The following is a 20345-nucleotide window of genomic DNA, read 5'->3' on the forward strand; positions in this document are numbered from 1 at the left end:
TGTTTTTATTTTAATAATTGATAGGCTATTAAAGCAACAATATAAGCAAATAGGCTCATAAATACTAGTTGTCCCGCAGGCCATTTCCAAGAATTCGTTTCTCTTTTTACTACAGCCAATGTACTCATACATTGCATGGCAAATGCATAAAATAGCAGTAGCGAAACACCAGATGCCAAATTAAACAGTGGTTTTTGTGTTCTAGGGTTTACCTCTGCGGCCATTCTATTTTTTATGGTCTCTTCCTCATCATTACCTACGCTGTAAATAGTAGCCAATGTGCCGACAAAAACTTCTCTAGCAGCAAATGAGGTGATAACGGCAATACCAATTTTCCAATCATAACCTAGTGGTCTTACAATAGGTTCTATTGCTTTACCCATATGGCCCATATAAGAGTGCTCTAGTTTATACCCTGCTATTTCTTGCGCTAATGCGCGTTCTTCAAGTTCTTTTTGTTGGTCAGATGCATTTGGGTTGTTAATATCTAAACCATCTTGATGGGTGTCAAAATAAATTTCACTACTGGTACTGAAACCTTCTTGTTCTACGCGGTTGGTTACAATAGTCTCTGCATTTTTAAACTCGTCAGAAGATCCGTTAGAGCCTAAGAACCATAGAATTATTGAAATTGCCAAGATGATTTTACCTGCACCAAAAACAAAACTTTTAGTCTTTTCAAGAACGGTATAGCCTACGTTTTTAAGCAATGGTAATTTGTAATTCGGCATTTCTACCACGAAAAAAGATTTGCTCTTGATCTTAAGTATTTTATTTAAGATTACTGCCGATAGAATAGCAGCTCCAAAACCCATTAAGTACAATGACATTAAGGTTAGTGCTTTATAGCTTAAGCCTAAAAAGCTGCCTTCGGGTATGACCAAGGCTATGATAATCAGGTATACGGGTAATCGTGCAGAACAGGTTGTAAACGGAGTTACTAATATGGTAATTAATCGTTCTTTCCAATTTTCAATGGTTCTGGTGGCCATCACTGCAGGTATAGCACAAGCGGTACCCGAAATTAACGGAACAACACTTTTACCACTTAAACCGAACGGACGCATTATCCTATCCATTAAAAATACAACCCTACTCATATAGCCTGTTTCTTCTAGCAAGGCAATGAATAAGAACAAAAATGCTATCTGTGGAATAAAAATGACTATACCACCAATACCAGATAAAATGCCCTCTGCAATTAGGTTTGTGAAAACCCCTGGTGGCAATGTGTTTTTTACCCATTCTGTAGCTGATGCAAAAAAACCGTCAATAAGATCCATCGGGTATTCGCTCCATCCATAAATGGCTTGAAATATGGTTAATAAAATTAGAAAGAATATAAGGTAGCCAAATACTTTATGTGTTAGCACCTTGTCTAAAGTTGCTCTAAAACCTTTGGCAGCATTAACGTCAACCTTATAGGTTTCTTTTAAAATTCCGTTTATAAACTGGTATCTTAAAATTGTTTCTTTCTGTTGAAGACGCTTTAATTCAGATTTAGATTTGGTGGCAAATGATGTGGCATCTTTAAATAATGTCTTTTCAAGAGGCATAAAATTGACATCTTGAGTAATAACCAGCCATAGTTTGTACACATCTTCTTTTGGGAAGGTGGTAGAAAGTTTCTCAAAATAATCGGGTGCAATTACAGAGATGTTTACATTTTGCGTTTTTGGTAAACTCTTATAATCGGCAATTAATTCTCTTAGTTTTTCTATACCCGTTTCTTTACGGGTACTAACCAATGCAATTTTTGAGTTTAATTTTTTTTCTAGTAATTCTATATCTATGGTAATGCCTTTTCGAGACATACGGTCGGCCATGTTAATGACCAGTATAGTAGGTATTTTTAAATCTTTTATTTGTGTAAAAAGAAGAAGATTTCGCTTAAGGTTCTCAACATCAGAAACAACAATGGCAACATCTGGGTGGTCTTTGTCATTTTTATTAAGCAGCAACTCGACAGCAACACTTTCATCTAACGAAGTAGTATTTAAACTATAAGTACCAGGTAAATCTAAAATATGGGCTTTTACACCTCGTGGGAGTTTACAGATTCCTTCTTTTTTCTCAACGGTAATACCTGGGTAGTTACCTACTTTCTGGTTTAAGCCGGTAAGCTGATTAAAAACCGATGTTTTACCGGTGTTCGGGTTCCCGATAAGGGCTACATTGATTTGTTTGCTCATATAACCACATTATCTTCAATAATATCTAGTGCTATATGTAAAGCCATTTCTCTTCTTATGGCAATATGCGATCCGTTGACATTGATATATATGGGATCATTTAAAGGAGCTACTTGCACTAATTCTACTATATTGCCAGGTAAACAACCTAGCTCAAGTAGCTTTATAGGTAGTAAGTTTTCGGTGAATTCTTTAATAATTCCCCTTTGACCTCTTTTTAAATGTGCGACTGTAGTTTCCAATCTTTATTTAGATTCATTATAAGTAACAAAAGTAAAGCAAATAATTCAATTAGGAAATTAATACATCTTAAATCTAATGCTGCTGTACTGTCTTACTTTAAAGGTTTACTTGTTGTTTTCGTCGTAAGACTTTTTTAAAATTTCAATGTCGGCCAAAATCTTATCGATATCTTCTTTCTTGGTACCATCATAGAAACCCCGAATTCTCTTTTTCTTATCTACCAAAATAAAATTTTCGGTGTGTATCATATCAAACGGTCCGCCATCACCATCGGTTTTTACTGCCAAATACGATTTACGGGCAAGTTCATAGATTTGTTTTTTATCACCCGTAACTAAATTCCATGTTGCATCGTCTACCCCTTTTTCTAGGGCATATTTCTTAAGTTGAGCTACAGAATCAATTTCTGGTGTTACCGAGTGTGATAATATCATTACATCAGAATCATTACCAAGGGCTTTTTGTAGATCGACCATATTCTTGGTCATTATGGGGCAAATAGTAGGGCAGGTGGTAAAGAAGAAATCGGCAACGTAAATTTTATCCTTATAATTATCTTGAGTAATTGTTTCGCCATTTTGGTTGGTCAATGAGAAATCGGCGATAGTATGGTATTTTCTAACATGCTGGATCTCTTCAGCAACCAATTCTGCATTTACCATAGCAGGCGAATATACCGGTAAAAGCTTTACAGGTTGTAAGGCATTATAGAAAAGATACATGATAACTGCAGAAATAGGCAGTAGTACGAGACCGAATAATTTGAATTTAGCGAAAAAAGAACGCATAAGAATTTTTTACAAAGGTACGCTAGGGCTATTTGTTTTTCAAGTGAATTGACCCTAACAGCTAATAAATTATTCATAAAATACCACTCCCTCAGTGTGTTTCTTTTTTTTAGCGGTTGTAAAAATGTACTTTTGTGCGATTTTAATTTTCAGGAAAAAAGAATGAGCCCCATTATAATAAAGACAATACAATTTTTTTTAAGCCTTTCTATACTTATAGTACTACACGAGTTAGGGCATTTTATACCAGCTAAATATTTTAAGACCAGAGTAGAGAAATTCTATTTGTTCTTTGATGTGAAATTTTCACTATTTAAAAAAAAGATAGGGGAGACCGAATACGGTATTGGATGGTTGCCTTTAGGTGGATATGTGAAAATATCTGGAATGATAGATGAAAGCATGGATAAAGAAGCCATGGCAGAAGAACCTAAGGAGTGGGAATTTAGAAGTAAACCGGCTTGGCAACGTTTAATTATCATGTTAGGTGGTGTTACGGTTAATTTCGTTTTAGCAGTTATTATATTTATTGGTTTGGCTTACGCTTATGGTGAGCAATACATAGCAAACGATAGTTTAAAGGATGGTATCTGGGTAACTGATACTACATTGGGGGATGCCCTGGGTGTTCAGACTGGTGATAAAATTATAGCTGTAGATGACAAAAAAATAGTGTCTATATATACAATAGTTCCAGAAGTGGTTTATGGCGAAAGAATTACAATTGAACGTGATGGGAATATTATAGAAAAGGAAATTCCAGTTGATTTTATTGAAACCATTTCTAATAATAAAGAGAATGCAAGATTCATTAGTCAAAGAAGCCCTTTCATAATAAATGCAATACCAGAGAATTCTCCTAATAAAGATACAGGATTTGAAAAAGGTGATGCTTTAATTGAAGTTGAAGGAAATACTGTTGAGTATTTAGATGAGGTAAGTCCTTTATTAGAAATCTATAAAGGGGAAACTGTAAATGTTGTAGTTAGAAGAAATGGTTCAAGTTTACCATTAGAAGCCAAGATATCTGATGAGGGTAAAATTGGCGTATCGTTGGGGTATGATAATTTGGAAGATTATGAAAAAGAAGGTTATTTTCAAGTAAAGCAATTAGACTACACGTTCATAGAATCTATCCCGGCAGGATGGAATAAAGGAGTTAAAACCCTTACAGATTATATTAAGGGGATGAAGAAGATCTTCAATCCGGATACAGGTGCTTATAAAGAGGTAGGTGGTTTTGCAGCCATTGGTGGTATGTTTCCAGATACCTGGAACTGGCCACAATTTTGGGCTACAACTGCGTTTATATCCATTATTCTAGCATTTATGAATATACTGCCAATACCTGCATTAGATGGCGGACATGTTATGTTTTTGCTTTATGAAATGGTTACTGGTAGAAAGCCAAGCGATAAATTTTTAGAGTACGCACAAATCACCGGATTCTTTATTTTAATAGCCTTATTACTGTTCGCAAATGGTAACGATTTGTATAAATGGATATTTAAATAAAAAAAATAATTTATTTATTTGGAGACTTTTAAAAAACCATTATATTTGCACCCGCTTTAGGAAGCTAAAGCAATTAAGTATTGCAAAATACAAGTCAAAAAAAGACTTTAAAATAACATAAATTCCTCCTTAGCTCAGTTGGTTAGAGCATCTGACTGTTAATCAGAGGGTCCTTGGTTCGAGCCCAAGAGGAGGAGCAAAAAGCGAAAGCCTTATCAGAAATGATAAGGCCTTTTTGTTTTTAACCAATACTAGTTAGGCTATATATAGGCTTTTATAAATTCTGCTTTATCTCATAAAATCAATACTTCAATTTAAAATCTAAAATTCGGTGCGCTATTCTGTATCCTGTTTATAATTTTAGACATCAGTGGTGTAAATAATGAAATGGAATTGCACTTTTTTAATTGGGAAAATTCATCGCCAATCTTTTTCAATATCTTTGGTAAACACTCATACTGGTTTATAATATAAAATATGTCAAACTATTTAATTACCGTAAACGAAGAAGAACTACAAGTTACTAGTAGCGATGTCGATGCTTTAGATAGCATAAATGTCGATGCAAAAAACCTTCATGTTTTAGATAATAATAGCGCTTTTCAAGTAGAGATTGTCCATTCCGATTTTTTGAACAAGACTATTTTATTGTCTATCAACGGAAATATGTATGATATAAAACTGGAAGATGAGTACGATCAGCAGGTCAAAAAAATGGGATTGCTGGCGTTTACGACTCAAAAACTAAATGAGGTAAAAGCACCAATGCCTGGGTTAATTGTTGATGTAATGGTTGAGGTAGGGCAAGTGATTGTAGCAGGTACTCCCTTATTGGTTTTGTCTGCAATGAAAATGGAAAATATTATTCTTGCCCAAGGCGAGGGAGTTATTAAATCTATTGAGATTAAGAAAGACGATGCTGTAGAAAAAGGGCAGCTGATTATTGAAATGGAATAGAAAATAAATTAAGGTATCCTTATGGGATTTTAGAATATGAAAATTTTAAATATTCGAGAAAAGTTCCCATTAGTTAAATCTCTATTATCGAGTAAATTAAGTTTTAATGAAGAAAATACTAATAGCGAATAGAGGTGAAATAGCTTTACGAATAATGAAAACTGCTCAGAAAATGGGAATTAAAACAGTTGCCGTTTATTCAGAAGTCGATCGCCATTCGCCTCACGTAAAATTTGCCGATGAAGCAGTATTGTTAGGTCCTGCGCCATCATCAGAATCTTATCTGGTCATGGAGAAAGTTATCAATGCGGCAAAGACTACTGGAGCAGAGGGTATACACCCAGGTTACGGATTTCTAAGCGAAAATGCGGTATTCGCACAAATGGTTGAGGATAATGGTTTTGTGTTTATTGGGCCCAAACCTCATGCCATTAAGGTTATGGGGAATAAGCTAGCGGCGAAAGAAGCGGTTCGTGATTATGATATTCCAATGGTGCCTGGTATTGAAGAGGCTATAACCGATGTTGCATTAGCTGAAAAAGTAGCGAAGCAAATAGGCTTTCCTATTTTAATAAAGGCTTCTGCAGGTGGTGGCGGTAAAGGTATGCGCGTTGTGGAAAACTTGAAAGATCTACCAGAACAAATGGATAGAGCTATCAGTGAAGCACTAGCTGCATTTGGTGATGGCTCTGTTTTTATAGAAAAGTACGTAGGCTCTCCCAGACATATAGAAATTCAAGTATTGGCCGATACGCATGGCAATACGGTTCATTTATTTGAACGGGAATGTAGTGTGCAAAGAAGGCATCAAAAAGTGGTGGAGGAAGCTCCGTCAGCAGTTTTGACTCCTGAAATTAGAAAAGCGATGGGTGAAGCTGCTATTAAAGTGGCAAAGGCGTGTGATTATGTAGGTGCTGGTACGGTGGAATTTTTACTTGATGAAAAGAAGAATTTTTATTTCTTAGAAATGAATACGAGGTTGCAGGTTGAGCATCCGGTGTCTGAGTTAATATCTGGTATTGATTTGGTAGAGCAACAAATAAAAGTAGCCCGTGGCGAAAAGTTGGCTTTTACCCAAGAGGATCTAAAAATAACGGGTCATGCGCTTGAAGTTCGTGTGTATGCAGAAGATCCGTTGGCTAATTTTATGCCGAGTATCGGTACGTTATCTACTTATAAAACTCCTGTAGGAGAGGGTATTCGTGTTGATGATGGCTTCGAAGAAGGTATGGAGGTTCCCATTTATTATGATCCTATGATTTCTAAGTTGATTACCTATGGAAAAAATAGGGAAGAGGCTATTCAGTTAATGATAAAGGCTATTGATAATTATAAAGTAGAAGGTGTTGCAACAACTTTGTCTTTTGGCAAATTTGTATGTGAGCATGAGGCTTTTACATCAGGGAATTTCGATACACATTTTGTCAAAAACTACTATTCTCCAGAGCATTTAGAAAAGCAATATGCTGAAGAAAGAAGACTAGCGGCATTAGTTGCTTTAAAGCTGTATTTAGAAAATGATGCAATAGTAAAAATTCCAACGAAGGTTTCTTCGAATTGGAAGAAGAGTAGAGCTTAGAATTGCAAATTGATTTGAAAAATTAGAATGAAAGATAATAAACAGATACTAGCAGAGAAACTGGCATTGGCTAAATTAGGTGGTGGTCAAGCTCGTATTGATAAACAGCACGCCAAAGGAAAGTTAACTGCTCGTGAACGTGTTCATTTTTTATTAGATGAGGGTTCATTTGAAGAAATGGGCGCTTTGGTTACACACCGTACTAAAGATTTTGGCATGGAAAAACAAGTTTTCTATGGTGACGGAGTGGTAACAGGTTACGGTACTATCAACGGAAGACAAGTTTGCGTTTTTGCACAAGATTTTACAATTTTTGGTGGTGCGCTATCTGAAACGCATGCCGAAAAAATCTGTAAAATTATGGATATGGCCATGAAGATAGGTGTACCTATGATTGGTCTGAATGATAGTGGAGGAGCCCGAATTCAAGAAGGGGTTCGTTCTTTAGGTGGATATGCAGATATTTTTCATAAAAACGTAATGGCATCGGGGGTAATTCCGCAGATTTCTGCTATAATGGGACCTTGTGCAGGTGGTGCAGTTTACTCGCCTGCAATGACCGATTTTACCTTAATGGTAGAGAACTCTAGTTATATGTTCGTTACCGGCCCGAATGTGGTGAAAACGGTAACAAATGAAGAAGTGACATCGGAAGAATTGGGTGGTGCATTAACGCATGCAACTAAATCTGGTGTTACGCATTTGACTGCAGCTAACGATATTCAATGTATCAATCAGATTAAGCAGATGATCAGCTACATGCCTCAGAATTGTGAGGATAAACCGACCGATATACCATTTGAGCCAGGTAATGAAGTTCGTGATGTACTAGAGGATATTGTTCCTGAAAATGCAAATCAACCTTACGATATGCGTCACGTCATCAACGGAATTATTGATGAAGATACCTTCTTTGAAATTCATGAAGCGTATGCTGATAATATTGTTGTGGGCTTTGCACGGTTAGGCGGTAAAAGTATTGGTATTGTTGCCAATCAGCCTATTAGTTTGGCTGGTGTTTTAGATGTTGATAGTTCTAAAAAGGCAGCACGTTTTACTCGTTTTTGCGATTGTTTCAATATTCCGTTATTAGTATTGGTAGATGTACCTGGATTTTTACCCGGTACGGATCAAGAATGGAACGGAATTATAACTAACGGAGCAAAATTATTATATGCTTTAAGTGAAGCAACAGTGCCTAAAGTAACGGTTATTACGCGAAAAGCGTACGGTGGTGCGTATGATGTAATGAACTCTAAACATATTGGAGCTGATTTAAATTACGCGTGGCCAGGTGCAGAAATTGCAGTAATGGGCGCAAAGGGAGCGAGTGAAATTATTTTTAAGAAAGAAATAAGTGCTTCTGATGATCCTGTGGCGAAATTGGCTGAAAAAGAGGCAGAATATGCAGACTTATTTGCTAACCCATATAGCGCTGCACAAAGAGGGTTCATAGATGAAGTAATTCTACCAAAAGATACCAGAAGAAAACTAATAAAAGCATATACAATGCTAGAGAATAAAGTGGCTACTTTACCAAAGAAGAAGCATGGTAATATTCCGTTATAATATTCGGCATTTTAAAAGTGGATGTCTACCTGTTTTAAGAGGTCATGTAGCTTTACACCATCAAAGAAGAATCCCTAACGATAAGGCTGGTTTTAATCTCAACGGTTTTTGTCATTACATCATTGGTAGGGTTTTCTAGTTCTTGAATTAAAAAACGGACTGCGGTACGTCCTATTTTATCGCCAGGTTGATCGACTGTGGTTAATGCGGGACTTACGATGGTGGAGTTGATGGAGTTGCTAAAACCTACAACGGCTATTTCTTCAGGTATTTTTACCTTGAATTTATGTAGTGCCTTTATTGCGCCGATGGCAGCATTATCTGTTATTGCGAAAATGGCATCAGGGCGCTTCTTCATGCTTAAAAGAATGTTGGTCAATCGTCTTCCGTTTCCTAATGAAATATCTTCTGTACTTAAAATTAGTTTATCGCGCACTGGTATACCATATTTATTTAAAGCTCTTAAATAACCAGCATACCTTTTTTCAGAATTATAAGAGTTTTCTGTTTCCTTAATTATAGCAATACGCTGTTTACCCAATTCAATTAAATGCTCAACGGCATTGAATGCAGCTTCCTCTTCATTGATTACAACTTGTGTACAGGGTATTTTACTTGACACTTTATCGAACAGGACTATAGGTATGCGGTTTAATATTTTTAATATTTCTTCAACATTGATTGTCTTTCTGGACAATGACATCAATACACCATCGACACCAAATTGTGTCATGGTGTTTAGCATTTCTACCTGTTTTATCTCATTATTATTCGATTCTGAAATAATAACACGATATCCGCGTAGTTCGGCTTCCTCTAAAATTCCCTTTAATATAGTTGAGGTAAACAAATGAGATATGTTTGGTACGATGACCCCAAGTATATGAGTTTCACGAGATCGAAAGCCTCTTGCAAATAAATTGGGTACATAATTCATTTGCTTAGCTAGCTTTCGAACCCTTTCTTTCGTCTCTTGGCTAATATCTGGGTGATCATTCAGTGCCCTAGAAACTGTGGAAATTGATAGACTCAATTCTTTAGATAATTCTTTTAATGTAGTATTTCTTTTTTTGCTCACGATTGAATATCAATGAATTATAATTATTTTATCAGAAATACAATACTACAAAATAAATTGCAAACGTTTGTGCAAACGTTTGCATTGATATTTCGTTAATATTTGGTTAATAGAATGCTATATTCATATAATTTGGTCTCACAATCAACGATTTGATAATTTAAATCGATTCAACTTAAAAAAAACTCAAACATTATGAAGAAAATTATTTTTGCGGTAATCGGACTTCTTATCAGTGCAGGCTCCTTTGCACAGACCGATATTTCAGGAACCGTAACAGACAGTTCAGGAGAGCCAATTCCCGGTGCTAACATTTTAATTACAGGTAGTACATCGGGTACAACATCAGATTTTGATGGTAATTTCACTTTTTCAACAGATCTTACTGGTGCTCAAATACTACGTGTATCATATATAGGGTTTACATCTGTTGATAAATCTTTAAACTTAAATGGTACAGCACAGACGGTAAATGTAATGCTACAAGAAGGTGGTCAGCAACTAGATGAAGTTGTACTTACAGCTTCTAGTACATTTCGTTCTCAAAAGCAGGCACCATTGTCAATTAGTTCGGTGAAAATGGCAGAGATTACTAAGCTCTCTGCAAACAGCCAGGCAGATATTCTAAGAAGTGTACCTGGTATTACCGCTGAAGGTGGTGGTGGTGAAACGGCAAGTAACATATTCGTTAGAGGTTTACCTTCTGGTGGTCAGTATGTTTTTAACCCTTTACAGTATGACGGTATGCCTTTGATTAGTTCTTTCGGACTAAACTCTTCTGCGCACGATGTCTATGCAAGACCAGATATAGGTTTTAAAGGTGTTGAATTTGTTCGTGGTGGTGCAGCTGTATTATATGGTGCAGGTTCTGTTGCCGGTATTATCAACTACACAAGTAAAACAGGTGATACCAACCCTGGTAATATTATCAATATTGAAGTTGCCAACCAAGGTAGAATTAAAACAGATTTCTATTCTGGTGGTCAGCTAGGTGGTGAAGATTCTAATACATACTATGCTTTTACAGGTTTTGTACGTCATGATAGAGGTCCTATCGACGTAGGTTTACCAACTAAGGGTGTTCAATTTAGAGGTAATATCAAAAAGAAATTCGATAACGGTTCTTTTACCTTAAGCGGACAATTTATAGACGATAAAGCTCAATTTTATCTTCCTATACCATTAAGTGGTGGTAGCAGAGAGCGTATAAATGGTAATGATGGTAACCCAGTTGAACAGTTGTTATCTGGTGACTTAGCGAATACTTCATTCAATACTCCTGGTGGAACTTACAATAGCCCTATAGCTGATGGTGTTTCTACTACTGGTGGTTATTTAATGGGAGATTTCAATTACAGATTTGAAGATGACCTTAAGTTGACTTCTAAAATCAAGTATGCTAACTACAAGCACAATTTCGCTCTTTATGTTGGTGGAAATGGTGCAAACGGAAACCCTATCACGCTTAATAATTACGTAGAAAGTATCGCTCCTGGTAACTTAGGGTATACTGCTGCTTACCAAAGTGGATCAGGTTCTCAAATTAATGGTAACGATTTAGTAATCGATAATTTACATGTGGATCGTTTACGCCCAATGACAGATTACTCTGGTGAGATCAATTTGACAAAATCTATTGAAACAGCAAATGGTGGTAACCATAACATTACTGTTGGTTCTTATATCGCTCGTACAGAGGCTGAAGATGTTAACTATCAGTACAGAGTATTGACAGAATTCAATAACAACCCACAATTGGTAAACTTAAATTATACCGATGCTGATGGTAATAATGTAGTGTATTCTCAAGGCGGACTTTATAACCGTATTGGTCAGACAGCTAATAACTTTCTTTCTCAAAATAGAGTGGCATTATATGTTACAGATGAGATGATCTTAGACAGATGGCGTTTTGATGTTGGTTTCAGATGGGAACATACAGATGGTATCAACAGTCGTGGTGGTATTATGAGCGAAACAGTTTATAATACTCCAGATATCACAACAGAACTTAGCGATGTACAAACTGCAGATGGTTCTTTCTTAAGAACTGAAGTAAATGCAAGTGCTTGGGCATTGTCTTTAGCTGGTTTGTATGAGTTAACTGAAACAACCAACCTATATGCTAACTTCTCTAAAGGATATTTCTTTCCACAATTAAGAGGTTTTGCTCCGGTACCTGGTATTTCTGAAAGTCCTTACGATGCTGAAAATATTATTCAATTTGAAGCTGGTGCCAAATTCGGAAACCAGAAATTCTCAGGATCTGTTGCAGGGTACTATGTAGGTCTTAAAGATCGTATATCTATTCGCCAAGCAATTGTTGGTGGTCAATTGATCGATGAAACAAGAGCAGAGCAAAATACTAGGACTATAGGTATTGAGGCTACTTGGGATTATACCCTTGCACAGTTCTTAAAACTTAGAGGTAATGCTACTTATCAAAATCATGAAATTACCAAAAACACCGATTTCGATTTAGTAAACGGTACGTCTACAGAAGCTAATGTTGGTAACGAATTGGCAAGACAGCCAAACTTATTGGGCGGATTAGGATTGTACTATGACAATGCTGCTTTCGATGCAAATTTTGGATTCAATTACACTGGTGCAAAGTTTACAGATGATACGAATAATATAGAATTAGATGCCATAACAATTGGTAGACTAGGTGCTGGTTATACATTCTCAAAACAAGACGCTAATCAGTCGCTTCGTTTAGGTGTATCAGTTTTTAATCTATTCGATAGTGATGGTATCACAGAAGGTAATCCTAGAGCTGGTTCAGCTGGTCAAACAGAATCTGAGTTTTTTGTTGGAAGACCAATTTTACCTAGAAGATTGTTCGTAACGGCAACCTTCAATTTCTAGAAGAAGTTGTGTTAGTTTAAGTTTAATTGTTAAACACATTGGTAGTTGGAGAATTGCCAATGTGTTTTATTTACTCGATAATCGAGAATTAAATGCACTGACGCTTGCGTCGAAATATTAATTATGTTTTCAATTTAATGCCTCGCGGGCTTGTCCCGAGGTTATTTACTAGATAATATGAACGAAGAATTATATAAAAAAGCAATTGCAGTTTTAGATGCAAATTTTCAAGAAGGCGGATTTACTATACCTAGTGCTGGTTTATACCCTTTTCAATGGAAGTGGGATTCTGGATTTATTGCTATAGGTTTTGCCCATTACGATGTTGAAAAGGCAAAGGCTGAAATGAGAACCTTGCTAGATGCGCAATGGGAAAATGGTTTTATACCTCATATCGTTTTTCATACAGATAACGATTCTTATTTTCCTGGGGCAGATTTTCATCAATCTGAATTACATCCCTTATCCTCCAAAAAATATAGGTCTACGGGTATGACCCAGCCACCGGTAACGGGTTTTGTGCTGCAAGAAATGTATCGTATTGCAGAAGACAAGGAAGATATGCTCAACTATATCAAAGAGGATATCGATAAAGTTTTTGAAAATCATGTGTATTTCTATGAAAATAGAGATCCGCAAAATGAAGGTTTGGTATACATCTATCACAACTGGGAATCTGGTACAGATAATTCTCCTGTTTGGGATGATATCTGGAAGACTATGAATCCGCCAGAATATACTTTTGTAAGAAAAGATACTACGCATGTAGACGCTTCTCAGCGTCCGACCAAAAGAGAGTATGATCACTATTTGCACATCATAGATATAGCCAAGCAAAACAATTATGATGATGCCAAAATAGCAGAGCTTTCTCCATTTTTGGTTCAAGATCCTTTATTTAATGCCATGTTGATTAAATCTAATCAAGCATTAATAGAATTATATGAACTAATTGGTGGTAACGAAGAGAAAATTAAGACCATTCTAAAGTGGCAAGCTAAAAGTATTAAAAGCTTTAATGAAAAGTTATTTGATGCTGAATTAGGTGCTTATGTCCACTACGATTTAAGAAATGAAAAACCTATAAGACACATAACCTCTTCATCTTTTTCTCCATTATTTGCAAATATTCCTTCACCAGAAAGAGCTAAGGTTTTGGTGAAAACTATGATGGATAAGTTTGGTGGAGACGATAAATATTTATGTGCCTCTTTCGACCCTACAAACGATCGATTTAATCCTAAAAAATACTGGAGAGGTCCTGTTTGGATCAACATGAACTGGATGCTTTTTCTAGGACTTAAAAATTATGGATTTGCAGATGTTGCGGCACGTATGAAGCATGATAGTATTGAGCTTATAGAGAAATATGGTTTTTACGAGTATTTTGATTGTAGAAAAAACACTGGTGAAGATAATACCCCTGGTTATGGTGGAAATAACTTTTCTTGGAGTGCCGCTTTGTTTATTGATATGGTGAATACCGATTAAATTTTATACCTGAGTTTATGCAACTGGATTTTGAGACAAATTACGTTTTAGAGAATGATGTCGTAAAACTGGTTCCATTACAAAAGAAGCATTACGCTCCTTTGCTCAATATATCAAAAGAAAAAAATCTTTGGACATACTTTCTTGGTCCTTCAAATGGGCTAAATAGGTTTGAAGATTATATTGATGAAGCCATTGCCAATCGTATCGATAAATTGGAATATCCCTTTGCAGTGTTGGATAAAGCTAAAAATGAATTTGCTGGTTGTACTCGGTTTTTTAGTTATTCAAAAGACCTGAAAGGAATTAGGATTGGATATACTTGGTATGGTAAAAATTTTAGGGGCACAGGTGTAAATAAGAATTGTAAATATCTAATGATGCAGTTCGCTTTTGAGCAACTCTTGGTAGAGAGAATCGGTTTAGGTGCGCACGCGGAAAATAAGTTAAGTATTGCAGCGATGAAAAGTATTGGTTGTGTACATGAAGGTAGCGTTCGTAACCTTTTTCCTTCTATTGATTATCAAGGAAGAGCTGATGCCGAGCTGTTTGGAATCTTATCCAATGAATGGCATAGCAATATTAAAGGAGTTTTAAATAACAAATTATGAATTACATTGACTACATTATAGTCGCTTTTTATGTGCTAGGTATCGTTAGTGTCGGCATATTAATTAAAAAAAATAAAAACTAGGATATGAATTACGTTGATTATATAATTATTGTCGTTTACCTAGTGGGTTTTTTAGGATTGGGCTTTATGTTCAAGGATAATAATACGGGTGGAGATTACTTTTTAGGTGGTCGTAAAACATCATGGTTGCCTTTAAGTTTATCGGCAATGGCTACCCAATTATCTGCTATTAGCTTTATTTCTGCACCTGCTTTTGTTGGTCTAAAAGAAGGTGGTGGTATGCAATGGCTTACCTATGAATTAGGTGTACCATTGGCAATGGCATTTTTATTAATTGCAGTGCTACCAACGTTATATAAGTCGGGTATTGTTAGTGTTTATGAATACTTAGAAACACGATTCGACGCTTCTTCTCGATTATTGATAAGCTTTGTTTTTCAAATTAGTAGATCGGTAGCTACAGGGGTTATGGTCTATACCATGGCGTTAATTTTACAAGCTACTATCGGCTTAGAGTTTTGGATTTCTATTCTAATTATTGGTCTTATAACCATGGTTTATTCTTTTCAGGGCGGAATGAAGGCAGTGATATGGGGAGATGTCATTCAAATGAGTATCCTATTTATTGGTATTATCATTTGTTTGTATTTCGGATTTAGTGAACTCGGCGGAGTAGATAATTTTCTAACCCATGTTGATACCGATAGAATTACTGCAGTAGATTTCAGCAAATGGGGCTTCAATAATGCCGATGGTAATGATGAATTCGGATTTTGGCCCATGGTAATTGGAGGATTCTTTCTATATGCTTCTTACTATGGTACTGATCAAACGCAATCACAACGATTGTTGTCATCTAGTAGCATGTCTAACCTTAAAAAATTGATGATGGCGAACGGACTCCTTCGTTTTCCGTTTACGTTGACTTACTGTATCATGGGTCTTGTGTTGGGTACATTATTATTGCAAGATGTAACTTTTCAAGAGCAGATGGAAACGGTGTATCAAGCGAATATTGGTTCTCTAGCAGGTAAAAAGGCAGATTTAATGGTGCCGGTTTTTATCATAAAATATCTTCCTAATGGAGTGATAGGTATTTTGATTGTGGCTATAATGTCTGCAGCAATGTCTACATTGAGTTCTACAGTGAATTCTTTATCTGCTGTAACTATGGAGGATTTTGTGAAAAGATTCAACCCTAATATGCCTGATAAAAAATACATGACCTACTCAAAATTACTATCAATTTTTTGGGGTCTGGTATGTCTGTTCTTTGCATTTTTTGCGGGTAATATAGAAGGTACTGTAATAGAAGTTATTAATAAGATAAGTTCCGTCTTCTACGGTCCTATTTTAGCAGCTTTTATTTTGGCAATTCTTACTAAAAGAACACATGCCCTTGGTGCCAATATCGGTATCGTAGTAGGGGTGTTGTTCAATATTTACTTATGGCTATACGTGCCACAAATATTTTGGTTCTGGTGGAATGCTTTAGGTTGCTTGGTGACAATTTTAGTTGCTCTTGCTCTGAGTTATACCGTAAAAAGTAAAGTGAACGAAGGTCTAGAGGTTACCTATTACTCCGGTAAAAAAGAGGTAGCTATATTGCTAGGTTACTTTTTACTAATTGTATTGTTCAGTATTTCATTACCTAATATTTTGAATTAAAAATATGCCGATGAAATTTGTAATAGCTCCCGACAAGTTTAAAGGTTCCTTGACCGGATTCGAATTTTGCGATGCCGTAGAGGAAGGTATTAAAATGGTTTTTAAAGATGCCGAGATTATAAAAAGACCTTTGGCAGATGGCGGCGATGGTACTATGGAAGTCGCTAAGCATTATATAAAAGGAGATACCGTTACGGTAACTGTAAACGATCCTCTTTTTAGACCTATTAATGCTTCTTATTTATATTCTGACGTTACTAAAATAGCCTACATAGAAATGGCTGAAGCATCGGGATTAAAACTGCTGAACGTTGAGGAGTTTAATTGTATGGAAACCACCACATCTGGTACAGGTGAATTAATTTATGATGCATTAGAGAAAGGAGCTACAGAAATAATTTTGGGTATCGGCGGTAGTGCAACAAATGATGGCGGTATGGGTATGGCAAATGCTTTGGGATATCGTTTTTTAGATGAAGATGGACAAGAATTGAGTACTATCGGTAAAAATCTGTCAAAGGTGAAATCAATAGACGATTCCAATAAGCACAAAAGACTTAATTCAGTAAAGGTTAAAGTGGCTTGCGATGTTACCAATCCGTTTTACGGTTTACAAGGCGCCGCTTATGTTTATGGGGCACAGAAAGGCGCTTCTGAAAATGAGATTATATTTCTAAATCAGGGTTTGTGCAATTTTGCAGAAATAATTAAAAGTCGTTATAAAATCGATTTACAGAAAATAAGTGGCGCTGGTGCAGCTGGTGGTGTTGGCGGTGGCGCCCTTGTTTTTCTAAATGGCGAATTAATATCTGGTAATAACTTAATAAAGGAACTAGCAGATTTTGATAACGTCATTAAAGGAGCCGACTGGATTATAACTGGTGAAGGTCAGCTAGACGAACAAACACTTTCTGGTAAGACTATTGACGGCGTAGTTACTTCGGCAGCTTCTAGAAATATACCTGTTGCAGCCTTGTGTGGCTCGGTAAGTATAACCGTAGCACAACAGAAAAAATTCGGACTAGCCTATGTTTCTTCCATAGTAAGAGGTATTTCTACATTAAAAGAAGCGATGAATAATAGCAGGGAAAATCTTGTAAATGCCTCGTATAATTTTGCAAGTTTATTGAAGTAAAGATTACTAATAGACCTTAATATAGCTTAAATTCATCTTACTAATTCAAGTGGAAACTGTACATCGTATTTTCCTTCTGGTAATTCTTAAAACCATTTAAGATAACCTCATAAGTTCCTTCTAAGTCAGAAGTAAAAAACTCAAAACTATAAGAGCTGTCCTTAATATCTAGACAGTTTCCCTTTTACCTTTTTGCCTTATTTTTAAGTCATATCCATTCATTACCAAAAACCTTTTTTAAGGGAGGTCATATCCCCATTTCATTACTTATCAGTATTTTATTACTATTTTTAACATATATACTTGTTAAAATTAATAAATTGAGTCATTATCGTAATAATCCCCAGCTTTTGGAAAAGCATCACCAAATATTTATTGAACAAACGCCAACGGCTATAGCTATGTTAGATACCAATATGGTGTATTTAGCAGTGTCTAAACGGTGGTTAAAAGATTATAAATTAACGTATGAAGATGTAGTTGGGCATTGTCATTACGACATTTTTCCAGAGATTGGTGATGATTGGAAAAAAGACCACCAGGAATGTCTAAAAGGAGCGGTTAACATATGTGAGGAGGCACCATTTCCTCGTGCTGATGGTTCTATTCAATGGATTTATTGGGATGTACGACCATGGTATAATTTGGATGGTGAAATAGGTGGCTTACTTATGCATACTGGTGATATTACAGACCAAAAAGAAAAGGAACTTGAGAAAAAACGTGTTGAATCCATTTTAAATGATACGAGCGAAATTGCACGTATTTCAACATGGGAAATAAACCTTTCTACTCAAGAGCTTTTATGGAATAAAATGGCCTATAAAATCTATGAAGTTGCAGATGATTTTAGACCAACAGTAGATGGTGCATTAGAATTTTTTAAATATGATGAGGATAGACAAGCTGCTAAAATTGCAATTCAAAATGCAATTGATTATGGTTCTGCTGTAGATATGGATGTAGAAATGCTTACTGCAAAAGGGAATACTGTCTGGGCGAAAATTTTAGGTAAAGTAGAAAGTATATCTGGAGTGCCAATAAGATTTTATGGAATTTTACAAGATGTAAGTAAAATTAGGCTTACCGAGCAACTTCTTAATAAAGCAGATAAGGAATTAGAAGCTATATTCAATTCATCATCTATTGTAGTAATAACTACTGATAAAGACGGAATCATTAATCGTTTTAATAATGGTGCAGAGAAATTGCTAGGGTATACCGCTGCAGAAATGATTGGTTTACAAAAACCGGAAATTTATCTCAGTGCAGAAGAATTAGATCAGTTCAAAAAAGATATTATAATAGAGTTTGGTAAAGATGCTACAGATATAAATTATAACTATAGAAACGAAAATATTAACGATACTAGACAATGGACTTATAAAAGAAAGGACGGCACTACCTTTCCGGTATTGTCAACAATAACAGCTGTTAATAATGAGAAGGGTATAAATGAAGGTTTTATTGCCGTAGCTACAGATATTTCAAAAATTAAAAAAGTAAAGGACGAACTGCATAGAAAAAATGACCTGTTAAATTTAGCCGAGAAAATTAGTTTAATGGGGCATTGGCATTGGAATATCGTTGAAGATATCGCTATTTGGTCTGAAAATCTTTATGCTCTTTTGGATCATGTTGGAGAACCCTATACAATCGATTTTGAAACTTATTTTAACATGGTGCATGATGATGATAAGGAGCTTGTATTGCAACATTTTGAAAAAGCTAAAGAGGTGCAGGTATTTGGAAACCTTACACATAGAATTATAACTTTTGCAGGTAATGTTAAAACCATTCAAATATTGGCGAATGTTATCTCAAATGACAAAGGGGAAACTGTTGAAATGATAGGTACTTGCCAAGATGTAACCGAATCTAAAAAAGCTGAACAGCGATTAATTGATGCTAAAGAAGAATTAGAAGTTGTTGCTCAAAAACTATCATATCAGAATAAACAACTTGCAGATTTTACACACATTACCTCGCATAATTTAAGAGCACCGGTTGCGAACTTAAATTCATTGATGGAGATTTATAAGCTTTCAGAAAATGATGAAGAACGCAGAGATATATTCGGTAAGTTTGATATGGTAATCGACCGCCTTACTTTAACATTGAATACATTAATAGAAGCGTTAAAAACGAAAATTAGCGATGCCCAAGAAGAATTGGAAAATATAGACTTGAATGAAATTTTAGAAAATACGACGCAAACATTAAGTGGTGTAATTTTAACTTCAGGAGCAGTTGTAAAAGGAGATTTTACAGAAGTGTCGAATATCACTTATAATAAAATATATATGGAAAGTATTTTCCTTAATTTGATTGGCAATGCCATAAAGTACAAAGCAAAAGACAGGGCTCCAGAAATAATAGTACGGTCTAAGGTTAAGAATGGTAGAAATATTATTACATTTAGAGACAACGGATTGGGAATTGATCTTGATAAACATGGTCACAAATTATTCGGACTAAATAAGGTATTTCACAGACACCCAGATGCAAAAGGTGTTGGTTTGTTCCTTACAAAAACACAGGTTGAAGCAATGGGAGGCAATATTACAGCGACCAGTGAAGTAAATGTGGGAACAACTTTCACAATAATTTTTTAATTAGGCTTAC

General features: G+C 35.6%; 14 protein-coding genes and 1 tRNA gene. 11 read left to right on the forward strand and 4 right to left on the reverse strand.

Translation table 11 applies throughout. The annotated features are described in order from the left end of the window. Window positions 1-5 precede the first annotated feature (5 nt). The 3 genes from feoB to CLV90_RS03065 all read right to left on the reverse strand — a co-directional run bounded on the left by feoB (window position 6) and on the right by CLV90_RS03065 (window position 3223). Complete coding sequence (feoB, locus tag CLV90_RS03055; protein WP_133686042.1) at window positions 6-2192, reverse strand: ferrous iron transport protein B; 2187 nt, start codon at window positions 2190-2192, stop codon at window positions 6-8. Beyond that, the gene (locus CLV90_RS03060; RefSeq protein ID WP_133686043.1) at window positions 2189-2434 is read right to left on the reverse strand and encodes a FeoA family protein; all 246 of its coding nucleotides are present in this window, start codon (window positions 2432-2434) and stop codon (window positions 2189-2191) included. The genes feoB and CLV90_RS03060 overlap by 4 nt, the downstream gene beginning before the upstream one ends. A 105-nt stretch (window positions 2435-2539) precedes the next feature. Next, window positions 2540-3223 (reverse strand): SCO family protein, encoded by a 684-nt coding sequence (locus CLV90_RS03065; protein WP_133686044.1) that lies wholly within the window; start codon window positions 3221-3223, stop codon window positions 2540-2542. A gap of 162 nt (window positions 3224-3385) precedes the next feature. On the opposite strand from CLV90_RS03065, the gene rseP reads away from it, so the two are divergent. The 5 genes from rseP to CLV90_RS03090 all read left to right on the forward strand — a co-directional run bounded on the left by rseP (window position 3386) and on the right by CLV90_RS03090 (window position 8843). Continuing rightward, entirely contained in the window at window positions 3386-4738 is a 1353-nt protein-coding gene (gene rseP / locus CLV90_RS03070; protein ID WP_133686045.1) for an RIP metalloprotease RseP, read from the forward strand. A gap of 123 nt (window positions 4739-4861) precedes the next feature. Continuing rightward, a tRNA-Asn gene (locus CLV90_RS03075) sits at window positions 4862-4935 on the forward strand. A 280-nt stretch (window positions 4936-5215) separates the two neighbouring features. Continuing rightward, complete coding sequence (locus CLV90_RS03080; RefSeq protein ID WP_133686046.1) at window positions 5216-5695, forward strand: biotin/lipoyl-containing protein; 480 nt, start codon at window positions 5216-5218, stop codon at window positions 5693-5695. 106 nt (window positions 5696-5801) lie between these two features. Further along, window positions 5802-7274 (forward strand): acetyl-CoA carboxylase biotin carboxylase subunit, encoded by a 1473-nt coding sequence (accC, locus tag CLV90_RS03085; RefSeq protein ID WP_133686047.1) that lies wholly within the window; start codon window positions 5802-5804, stop codon window positions 7272-7274. A gap of 27 nt (window positions 7275-7301) precedes the next feature. Beyond that, window positions 7302-8843, forward strand: a complete 1542-nt coding sequence (locus CLV90_RS03090) for an acyl-CoA carboxylase subunit beta (protein WP_133686048.1) — start codon at window positions 7302-7304, stop codon at window positions 8841-8843. Between the two features lie 52 nt (window positions 8844-8895). Here CLV90_RS03090 and CLV90_RS03095 read toward each other — a convergent pair whose 3' ends face one another. Next, window positions 8896-9921 carry a LacI family DNA-binding transcriptional regulator gene (locus CLV90_RS03095; RefSeq protein ID WP_133686049.1) on the reverse strand — a complete coding sequence of 342 codons (1026 nt, stop codon included), beginning with the start codon at window positions 9919-9921 and terminating at the stop codon, window positions 8896-8898. Window positions 9922-10116: 195 nt separating this feature from the next. On the opposite strand from CLV90_RS03095, the gene CLV90_RS03100 reads away from it, so the two are divergent. The 6 genes from CLV90_RS03100 to CLV90_RS03125 all read left to right on the forward strand — a co-directional run bounded on the left by CLV90_RS03100 (window position 10117) and on the right by CLV90_RS03125 (window position 20335). After that, on the forward strand, window positions 10117-12792 hold the full coding sequence (locus CLV90_RS03100) for a TonB-dependent receptor (RefSeq protein WP_133686050.1): 2676 nt from the start codon (window positions 10117-10119) through the stop codon (window positions 12790-12792). A 177-nt stretch (window positions 12793-12969) separates the two neighbouring features. Continuing rightward, on the forward strand, window positions 12970-14283 hold the full coding sequence (locus CLV90_RS03105; RefSeq protein ID WP_133686051.1) for an amylo-alpha-1,6-glucosidase: 1314 nt from the start codon (window positions 12970-12972) through the stop codon (window positions 14281-14283). 17 nt (window positions 14284-14300) lie between these two features. Next, entirely contained in the window at window positions 14301-14894 is a 594-nt protein-coding gene (locus CLV90_RS03110; RefSeq protein ID WP_133686052.1) for a GNAT family N-acetyltransferase, read from the forward strand. 86 nt (window positions 14895-14980) lie between these two features. Beyond that, window positions 14981-16585, forward strand: coding sequence for a sodium:solute symporter (locus tag CLV90_RS03115; protein ID WP_133686053.1), 1605 nt, complete (start codon window positions 14981-14983; stop codon window positions 16583-16585). Between the two features lie 10 nt (window positions 16586-16595). Next, window positions 16596-17720: a glycerate kinase gene (locus CLV90_RS03120; protein ID WP_133686054.1), complete on the forward strand. Its 1125-nt coding sequence runs from the start codon at window positions 16596-16598 to the stop codon at window positions 17718-17720. A gap of 350 nt (window positions 17721-18070) precedes the next feature. After that, on the forward strand, window positions 18071-20335 hold the full coding sequence (locus CLV90_RS03125) for a PAS domain S-box protein (RefSeq protein ID WP_133686055.1): 2265 nt from the start codon (window positions 18071-18073) through the stop codon (window positions 20333-20335). Window positions 20336-20345: the final 10 nt, after the last annotated feature.

Source organism: Maribacter spongiicola (genome assembly GCF_004364165.1).
GTDB classification, from domain to species: Bacteria; Bacteroidota; Bacteroidia; order Flavobacteriales; family Flavobacteriaceae; genus Maribacter; species Maribacter spongiicola.

Coding starts and splice junctions, on each gene's coding strand:
- feoB (WP_133686042.1), bottom strand. CDS start 2,192: ATGAGCAAACAAATCAATGTAGCCCTTATCGGGAACCCGAACACCGGT.
- CLV90_RS03065 (WP_133686044.1), bottom strand. CDS start 3,223: ATGCGTTCTTTTTTCGCTAAATTCAAATTATTCGGTCTCGTACTACTG.
- rseP (WP_133686045.1), top strand. CDS start 3,386: ATGAGCCCCATTATAATAAAGACAATACAATTTTTTTTAAGCCTTTCT.
- CLV90_RS03080 (WP_133686046.1), top strand. CDS start 5,216: ATGTCAAACTATTTAATTACCGTAAACGAAGAAGAACTACAAGTTACT.
- accC (WP_133686047.1), top strand. CDS start 5,802: ATGAAGAAAATACTAATAGCGAATAGAGGTGAAATAGCTTTACGAATA.
- CLV90_RS03090 (WP_133686048.1), top strand. CDS start 7,302: ATGAAAGATAATAAACAGATACTAGCAGAGAAACTGGCATTGGCTAAA.
- CLV90_RS03100 (WP_133686050.1), top strand. CDS start 10,117: ATGAAGAAAATTATTTTTGCGGTAATCGGACTTCTTATCAGTGCAGGC.
- CLV90_RS03105 (WP_133686051.1), top strand. CDS start 12,970: ATGAACGAAGAATTATATAAAAAAGCAATTGCAGTTTTAGATGCAAAT.
- CLV90_RS03110 (WP_133686052.1), top strand. CDS start 14,301: ATGCAACTGGATTTTGAGACAAATTACGTTTTAGAGAATGATGTCGTA.
- CLV90_RS03115 (WP_133686053.1), top strand. CDS start 14,981: ATGAATTACGTTGATTATATAATTATTGTCGTTTACCTAGTGGGTTTT.
- CLV90_RS03120 (WP_133686054.1), top strand. CDS start 16,596: ATGAAATTTGTAATAGCTCCCGACAAGTTTAAAGGTTCCTTGACCGGA.